Annotated in this window: 8 protein-coding genes; all 8 read left to right on the top strand. The window is 31.3% G+C overall.

From position 1 onward, the window contains the following. Nucleotides 1-370: 370 nt before the first annotated feature. The 8 genes from H4O20_RS12570 to H4O20_RS12540 all read left to right on the top strand — a co-directional run bounded on the left by H4O20_RS12570 (nucleotide 371) and on the right by H4O20_RS12540 (nucleotide 8,068). Nucleotides 371-1,216 carry a vWA domain-containing protein gene (locus tag H4O20_RS12570; RefSeq protein WP_185099471.1) on the top strand — a complete coding sequence of 282 codons (846 nt, stop codon included), beginning with the start codon at nucleotides 371-373 and terminating at the stop codon, nucleotides 1,214-1,216. Nucleotides 1,217-1,235: 19 nt separating this feature from the next. Continuing rightward, nucleotides 1,236-2,366 (top strand): hypothetical protein, encoded by a 1,131-nt coding sequence (locus H4O20_RS12565; RefSeq protein ID WP_185099470.1) that lies wholly within the window; start codon nucleotides 1,236-1,238, stop codon nucleotides 2,364-2,366. A gap of 3 nt (nucleotides 2,367-2,369) precedes the next feature. After that, nucleotides 2,370-3,383: a protein kinase gene (locus tag H4O20_RS12560; protein WP_185099469.1), complete on the top strand. Its 1,014-nt coding sequence runs from the start codon at nucleotides 2,370-2,372 to the stop codon at nucleotides 3,381-3,383. A gap of 2 nt (nucleotides 3,384-3,385) precedes the next feature. Continuing rightward, nucleotides 3,386-3,958 (top strand): phospholipase D-like domain-containing protein, encoded by a 573-nt coding sequence (locus H4O20_RS12555; protein WP_185099468.1) that lies wholly within the window; start codon nucleotides 3,386-3,388, stop codon nucleotides 3,956-3,958. Nucleotides 3,959-3,963: 5 nt separating this feature from the next. Continuing rightward, nucleotides 3,964-5,778: a protein kinase family protein gene (locus H4O20_RS12550; RefSeq protein ID WP_185099467.1), complete on the top strand. Its 1,815-nt coding sequence runs from the start codon at nucleotides 3,964-3,966 to the stop codon at nucleotides 5,776-5,778. A 385-nt stretch (nucleotides 5,779-6,163) separates the two neighbouring features. Beyond that, nucleotides 6,164-6,379 (top strand): hypothetical protein, encoded by a 216-nt coding sequence (locus H4O20_RS14995; RefSeq protein ID WP_221442848.1) that lies wholly within the window; start codon nucleotides 6,164-6,166, stop codon nucleotides 6,377-6,379. Beyond that, nucleotides 6,360-7,889 carry a DUF4407 domain-containing protein gene (locus tag H4O20_RS12545; RefSeq protein WP_185099466.1) on the top strand — a complete coding sequence of 510 codons (1,530 nt, stop codon included), beginning with the start codon at nucleotides 6,360-6,362 and terminating at the stop codon, nucleotides 7,887-7,889. Before H4O20_RS14995 ends, H4O20_RS12545 begins: the two co-directional genes overlap by 20 nt. Nucleotides 7,890-7,900: 11 nt before the next feature. Next, on the top strand, nucleotides 7,901-8,068 hold the full coding sequence (locus tag H4O20_RS12540; protein ID WP_185099465.1) for a hypothetical protein: 168 nt from the start codon (nucleotides 7,901-7,903) through the stop codon (nucleotides 8,066-8,068). The last annotated feature ends 2 nt before the right edge of the window (nucleotides 8,069-8,070 follow it).

The raw sequence follows: 8,070 nt of genomic DNA, 5'->3' as shown, positions 1-8,070 counted from the left end.
GGATTATCAATGTTGTCGAAGTCTAAAGCTTCACCGTATATAGTAACCTTACTCCGCTCTTTTGTTCTTTCTGATTAATACTTAAAATTAACTTATTTAGTAAAAATCAAACTTAAGTTGTGTATAAGAAATTGGGGATTAAGTGATAAAACGAACGTATAAACATAAAATAAAGGTAAGTGCTAATCCGAAAAGTCAAAGCATAAAAATCCCCAACTGCTCATACATGATACCTTTACAGGCAAGCCAGACGAACAGAATAAATGAAGATGATGGAAGAAATGTATTTTTATTTTTTTTGGCAACGCAATTAATAGAAATGAATAATTAAAAAGAAGAAAAAACAGTGAATTTTTAAAACCAAATAAATATGAGTAACAATTCAAAACAATGGAGTTCGGCACACCCAGGATATATCATATTCCTAATCGACCAATCAGGTTCAATGTCCGAAGATTATGCTGATGGTAGAACAAAAGCAGAATTTACAGCGTTAGTAATAAATCGCACTATTAACGAAATCATCAATACCAATATGGATGGTGATAAGGTTAAAGATAGAGTTTTTATTTCCTTAATCGGATATGGTGGAGGCGGTGGGAATTCGGTAGATGACATTCGCTCAGATTATCTAAGTGAGTTTTCTAATAGTCCTTTAAAATTAGAAAAAATAAAAAAGAAAGTCTCCGATGGTGCGGGTGGACTAGTTGAAATTGACGAAGAATTGCCGATTTTTGTTGAGCCTGTAGCCCATGGTCTAACGCCTATGGGTGAAGCTCTTAAATTTGCTAAACAACTTATTGAAGGTTGGATTAGTAAAAAGCCTGAAAACCCTGCACCAGTTGTCATTAACATTTCTGATGGCTTACCATATGAAGGAAATAACGGTGATGAACCTAATAAAACGATAACAGTTGGAAAGGATTTAATGAGCGTAAATACCGATGATGGGAATCCATTAATTTTCAACATTCATATTGGAGATGGTGGGCAAGAAATAAGCTTTGAAGAAAATGCAAATAATCTTCCTTATGATGAGGCAAAGGTATTATTTGAAATTTCAAGTAAGGTTCCCGATAGTTATAAGGAAGCCGCTAGAAAACACGATTTCCAAGTAGGAGCAGATTCAAGAGGGTTCGTATCCAATGCAGGACCAGAAACATTAATTAAGTTTATAAACTTCGGTTCTTCAGGAGGTACAGACAGAATTATTTAACCTTTTCATTCAATTTTTAATGAAGATAAAACTAAAGGGGTTTATAACCAGCAAAGAATCTGAATTGTATTCTGATTGCGCAGATCACTATGCTTTCAGTACAGAAAATCTCAAATTTGCTATTTCTGATGGCGTTTCTCGCTCATTTTTCCCTAAATTTTGGTCACGAATTTTAGTAGAAAGATATGTAGAAAAAGATACGTGGAAAGAAGAAGATTTTATCCTTTCTAGCCAAGAACATTGGCAAAATAAAGTAGATGAAATTGTCAAATCTCCTGACACAATGTACTTTACAAGAAACGCCTATAATAGAAAAACACCAGGATTAGCGACTTTTGTAGGTTTACAATTCCTTCCCAAAGAAAAAAAATGGATTGCACAAGCATTGGGTGATAGTTTCTTATTTTTTGTTCCCAAAGACTGTCAAGATTTTGATAAAGATGCGATAAAGCTATCAAGTAAAGATGAGCCTTTCGTTTTTGACAATTATCCTGATTACTTATCAAGCATTGGTGACTCACATAAAGGAAATAGCAGAAAAATCAAGGGGCAAGAATTAAGAGATGGAACATTTTATTTAATGACTGATGCTCTAGCCGAATGGTTTCTACAAGGTAAAGGAATAGAAAATGCTATTACAACTATTGAGAATATCAAAAACCAAGAACAATTTTTAGAGACTATTGATAATGAACGAAAAGCAAATCGACTTCATAATGATGACAGTGCTCTATTGATTATTGAAGTATCGAATACAAGAAAACAAAAAGTATCATTTTCTGAAATAGAAGTTTCCAACTTAAAGAATTTAATTGAAATTCAATCAAAGGAGATTGAAAAGGAGGAGAAAAAAAAAGAAGACGAAGAAAAATTAGAAATATCTTCCAGTTTAAGTTCTGTCTCAGAAGAAATTAATCAAAAAGATACAGAACCAGAGACTCCAGAGAATCATGAAGAAATTTCAGAGTTAGAAGAGGAAAACAACAAATCACAAGAAGAAATTGAAAATCAAATTGAAAACACCGATTCTATCATAAAGGAAAACGAACCCAAAAAAGAGGAAGAGGAAAAAGAGAAACCTCAAACAAGAAACGAGAAAAAACAGGATGGAGACGAAGAAAGGCCTCAATCCATAATTGATAAGTTTTAAATTATGGCAGACAAATACCCATCAAGGACTGATATTGTTACCGCAATGAAAAATCCGCAGGTAAGTTATAAAGTGGATGAACTAATTGGAGGTTCGGTTATTCAAAATGGTTCCAGAGTTATACAATATTCAGGTGGATATACTACTGTTTTTCCATTTCACACAAAGGATTCTAAGAAAGTAGCCATACGTTGTTGGATTGCAGATATTGGTGACGCTAAAAAAAGAAGTCAAGAAATATCGGGTTATTTAGACAGACTAAATAGTCCATATTTCTGCGACTTTAAATATTTAGATGATGCAATATTGATAAATGGTAAAATTTATCCAATTGTAGTTATGGATTGGGTCGATGCGAAACCATTAAAAGAATTTATTAATGACAACATTTTTAGCAAACCGCAATTAATAACGTCTTTAAGAAAGAATTTTCAAGGAATGGTGCAGTATTTTCATCAAGAAAACATTGCTCACGGGGACTTACAACACGGAAATATATTAGTTGATAGCGATGGAAATGTAAAAGTAATCGATTATGATTCAATGTATATTTCACCATTAGAAGGAATGACTGACACAATAAAAGGATTGCCAGGGTACCAGCACCCTGCTCGCCAAAACAATAGGCTTATCAATTCAAAACTCGATTATTTTTCTGAATTGGTAATTTATCTTTCATTGCTTGTTTATGAGAACCAACCTGATTTGTGGGATAATTATTATGAAACAGAAGATATTCTTTTCTCAAGAGACGATTTTGCCAATCCTAACCAATCTAAATTAATCAATAACCTTATAAATTCAGGAAACTCTGACATTATTGACCTAACTCAAAAACTAATTAATCAATTACAAATTAATGACATTAAAAGCTTAGAACCTTTAGAAAATCTGTTAGTAGATAAAATGGAGGTTACAAAAGAAAACATAATGGACAAATGGGATAAACAACCCAATCCACCTTCCAGAAAAGAAATAAAAACTCCTGACGCAAAAAATATAACAGACAAATTTTAAAAATGACAGAGGTTTATTTTGAAAATATCCACGAGGAAATTATCAATGAAATTTCAAAGGCTCAAAAATCATTAAAGATTTGCGTTGCTTGGTTTACGGATGTTGAAATTTATCGCACTATCCTAAACGTTCAAAAAAAAGGTATAAAAGTATCCATCATTATAGCCAACCACGAATTTAATAGAAATTCCAAAGTTGACTTTAAAAAATTACTCCAACACAATGGATATGTAGGTTATATCGGAAAGTTATCCGATGGCTCAAGAGATAAATTAATGCATAATAAATTTTGTATAATCGACAATGAAACGGTTATAACAGGCTCGTATAATTGGACTTATAAAGCTAGATTTAATGATGAAAATATTATAATCATAAATAATCAACCACAAACTACTTCACGCTTTATTAATAAATTTGAAAGCATAAAACCTAAATATGGATTTGCTGTGGAGAACAATCAAGTTAAACTCCTACCGATTGAGAGAATAATGAAAAAATGGGACAAAAAACCTTTAGAAACAACTAAAATAAGCAAGAGTAATTCTGCTCAAGATATCTTAAATAAATTTTGAGACATATGACAATAAGCACTCAAGGTATTATTACTGCAATAAAGAATTTAGATTTATTTTTAAAGATTCCAGAGCTTAACGGAGCGATAGCAAGAATAAATTCAAACGGTAAACCATTTTCGTATGTAGGTGGCTTCAATATGGTTTTTCAATTATTGCATAATAATAAAAAATGGGCGTTTCGTGTTTGGCACGTTCCTATAGGTGAAAACAAAACCCGTTTTCAGCTAATTTCTAAATATTTAGGTGAAAAGAGGTTGCCTTATTTTGCAGATTTCATATATGATGAAAAAGCTCTTTTAGTCAATGGAACTCTTGTAGATACCATAAGAATGGAATGGATCGAGGGCTTATTGCTAAAAGAATATATTGATCAGAATTTAAAAAATAAAAAGAAGTTAAAAACTTTTGCGGATGATTTCTTGAAGATGTGCCAAACCTTGCATGAAAATCAAATTTCACACGGAGATTTACAGCACGGAAACCTAATGATAGACAAAAACGGGGATATAAAATTAGTTGATTATGACTCCATCTGTATTCCCGATATTGAAGGAAAAAAAGAGTTGGTCACAGGCAAAAAAGGCTACCAACATTTATCACGCTTCAAAACATCAAAAGCCTCACTGAAATCAGACTATTTTTCAGAGCTAGTAATTTACCTCTCTATTCTTGCTCTTATTGAAAAACCTGAATTATGGGAAAAATACCAGGTTAAAGATACCGAGTATCTTTTATTTAGTGAATCAGATTTCAAAAATTTTGAAAAGTCTACTATTTACAAAGAGCTAAACCAATTATCTAATTCAGTTAAATCATTAGTTCGTGTCCTTGACCTTTATATAAAAGAATTAAATTATCTCAATCTAAAGCCTTTTGAAAACTATCTTTCCCCTCCTGTTGTAGAATCTTTTTCAATTAATAAAAAAGAGGCACTTATAGGAAGTGAAGTAGAAATATCTTGGTCTGTTAGTAACTCTGATGAAGTTGAAATAACTGAAATCGGTTATGTTAGTAATAAAGGTGCTCGTGAAATTAAGATTAAAAATCTAAGCAAACTTACACTCATAGCTAAGAATGCTTTTGGTAAAATAGAAAAAGAAATTCTAATAACTGTTTTTCCTTTACCTGAAATAAAAGCCTTCATTTCACAACATAGAAAATTGGAATATGGCAAAGAAACACAATTGAATTGGGAAGTTTTAAATTCTAAAAAAGTCGAAATAATATCCATCGGCAATACAGAATCTATTGAGCAAAAAGGAGAATTAACGATATCTCCAAATGAAACTACTCTCTATAAACTAATGGCAACCGCATTAGACGGCAAAACAACTTTCGAAAAAGAATTAACCGTTGAAGTTTTTAAACTAGTAAAAATAAATTCATTTCAATCTAATTTAAATTTCGTTGTAGAAAGCTTACCCATTACTCTTTCTTGGGAGGTAGAAAATGCTTCTAAATTAACCTTAACAAGCAATTATCAGTCTGACATTGATGTTACAGGAAAAACAGATTTAAAACTTAAACCTAAAAGAAACACAGTTTTATTTTTAAAAGCAAGCAATGATTTGTTCACAGCACAAGAAAGACTTGAAATAGAAGTTCAGGCTTTACCCTCTATGCCCCGTATTCAAAATATAATTCCTAACAGCAAGGAATTGATACCAACATTTGATTTAGACTTTCAAAATATATCAAATTCCATTTTATCGAAATCAGAATTGGATTTTGAGAAAACAATGAAGCCTAATAATGGATTTAGTCTAAAAAGTTCTATTTCTAAAATCTTTAAAACTAATAGGAAAATTGGAATATAGTTTACTGCAAAAAAGGCTTTGGGAAATTGGTGGCTATAAAGCATTTATAATGAAATACTGCTCTATTCATTATAATGAAATAGCGGGCATTGGTGCTTTATTGGCATTTCAATTTATCATTGCATTTTTTTCTACAATAGCCTTTTCTTCGGTTTTTAAAATTGATTGGCTATTTTTTGGAGTTCCATTAGGGATAATTAATGTTTTTATTTTCAATTTTTGGTCAAAGTTTCTTTTAAAATTTATTCATCGGTATTTAAGCTGGGGGACCATAATTTTAATATGTTTTTTTAAACTTATTTTTTCGGCAATTGTTTCTTTACCTTTTATTCTTTTTTTATTTGAGAACCAGACTCTTTATCAACTTTTATTAATTAAAGGGAAAATGAATTTGGGTTTTTGGGAGCAATTTAGTTTAAGACCTTACGGGCTTTATCTTTCTTGGTTTTCAGAATCGGAAGGAACAATAATCTTGATATTCTCATTAGCCATTTTTACAATGGTTTTATTTATATCTATCGCACCTTATTTTCTAATACTAAGAGATAGAAAATCGGTATATCAATCTATTTTAAAAATTTATGAAGAAAGATTCAACTAACAAATATAAATACTCAAAGATACAATACTTTTTTTGGCTCTTATCCGGTGCAGAAATTAGCGTATTAAAGGATTGCCCTACTGATTACAATAGACAAGCAGGAATAGGGTTCACTATCTTTATGACATCTTTTTTAGCTTTTTGTTCAGGTAGCTATGCAGGCTACTTCTTTGGAGAAAGTTGGATATCAGCAATTATATTTGGGCTTATTTGGGCAACTCTAATATTTAGTATTGACCGAAGTATGGTTATTACATTAAAGAAAGACCCGACTAAAAAGAAACAAAATTTTTGGATGGCATTTATTACAAGAGCTATTTTGGCACTTTTGATAGCGTTTGTTATTTCAATTCCTTTAGAACTATTAATATTTAAGGATAATATAGAAGTCCATAAGCCTGAATTTATTCAAAATAAAATTATGACCATTCAAGGAAATCAAAAGACAATTGAAAGTATTGATGATATTTTGAATAGAGGACAAAGAATTGATAACGACCTAACAGAAGTACAAGAAGAAAGTAAATTTACTGAACCACAAAACAATCCCGCATTTGACCATATAAAGGGAGATTTAAACAATAAAATAGCTAAAAAGGAAGCATTAAGAACCAAAATGAATTCTGCAATTACAGCAAGGCAAAATGCTTGGTCTGCAATTCCTACTTATTTTGATTCAAGAGACAGTATCTATAAGAAAAACACTAATTCAAGTCAATATAGAACTTGGGAAATAAGACGAAATGAAGCAACCCAAGCTACGCAGAACTTTAATGCTTTTGACCAAGCAAGTTTAAATGCTTTACAAAAGCAAAAAGATGATTTTATAAAGGATTGGAGAGAGAATTTAACCGAAAAAGAGAAGGAACTTTTAGATGATAAAGCAAAGAATCGTAATAAAGAAAGAACAGCGGATGATAATATTACGGGTGCAAGAAATCAGATTGATTCGTTATTGGTTAAAAATCAAAATGGTTTCGTATTTAATTTTATGGTTTTGGAGGATGCAGCTAAAAGAACTAAGGAGGTTCTTATACCTATTGAAACCTCAACCAATAACAACGAACTAAACGAATCTGAAAACCCTGAAGTATCACAAACGCCTCAAAAATTTAAAAAGGTAACTCAATATGATCCCGAAGGTGCAACAATATTTTTTCTATTATGGTTAATACGCATATTGTTTTTCACAATCGAGATATTACCTACTGTTGCTAAAATAGCGACTCCAGTTGGTGCTTATGATTGGGCTATTTATCGAAAAGAGGAGGATATCAGAAAAGACTTAGAACAAAAAACATCTAAATATTTAGAACAGCAGCAAAGATTAAGAGAAATAGAAGATTTAGCTGAACAAGAGCAAATCAAAGAAAGAACCAAAATCGAAAATGATTTGCATAGGAGCTTATTAACGGAAATTGCAAAAGCACAAGACGAAGTTGCACGCAAAAAGATTGAAGAATTTAAGCAAAAGCACCTTCCTGTTAAGCAAAATGGAATGGAGATATAATAAATAAAGAAATGGCAAAAAAGAAGTATGGATTTTCCTTTTCTTGGAAAAGAGCCTTAGGTATAACCTCTGTTAAGCAAAAATTTGCTCGTAAAACAGGAATCCCTACCTCAAAAATTGGAGTTGAGCGTAAGTTAGGAAACCTTATTTTAAATATTTTGTTTAAGAAAAAGAAATAAAA

The sequence above is a fragment of the Aequorivita sp. 609 genome (assembly GCF_014212065.1).
Taxonomy (GTDB): domain Bacteria; phylum Bacteroidota; class Bacteroidia; order Flavobacteriales; family Flavobacteriaceae; genus Aequorivita; species Aequorivita sinensis.
Note: the sequence above shows the minus strand (reverse complement) of the source record. Positions and strands in the feature narration are given on the sequence as shown.

Bases quoted from the DNA above. Each gene is read 5' to 3' on its own strand.
- H4O20_RS12570 (WP_185099471.1), top strand. From the start codon at position 371: ATGAGTAACAATTCAAAACAATGGAGTTCGGCACACCCAGGATATATC.
- H4O20_RS12565 (WP_185099470.1), top strand. From the start codon at position 1,236: ATGAAGATAAAACTAAAGGGGTTTATAACCAGCAAAGAATCTGAATTG.
- H4O20_RS12560 (WP_185099469.1), top strand. From the start codon at position 2,370: ATGGCAGACAAATACCCATCAAGGACTGATATTGTTACCGCAATGAAA.
- H4O20_RS12555 (WP_185099468.1), top strand. From the start codon at position 3,386: ATGACAGAGGTTTATTTTGAAAATATCCACGAGGAAATTATCAATGAA.
- H4O20_RS12550 (WP_185099467.1), top strand. From the start codon at position 3,964: ATGACAATAAGCACTCAAGGTATTATTACTGCAATAAAGAATTTAGAT.
- H4O20_RS14995 (WP_221442848.1), top strand. From the start codon at position 6,164: ATGAATTTGGGTTTTTGGGAGCAATTTAGTTTAAGACCTTACGGGCTT.
- H4O20_RS12545 (WP_185099466.1), top strand. From the start codon at position 6,360: ATGAAGAAAGATTCAACTAACAAATATAAATACTCAAAGATACAATAC.
- H4O20_RS12540 (WP_185099465.1), top strand. From the start codon at position 7,901: ATGGCAAAAAAGAAGTATGGATTTTCCTTTTCTTGGAAAAGAGCCTTA.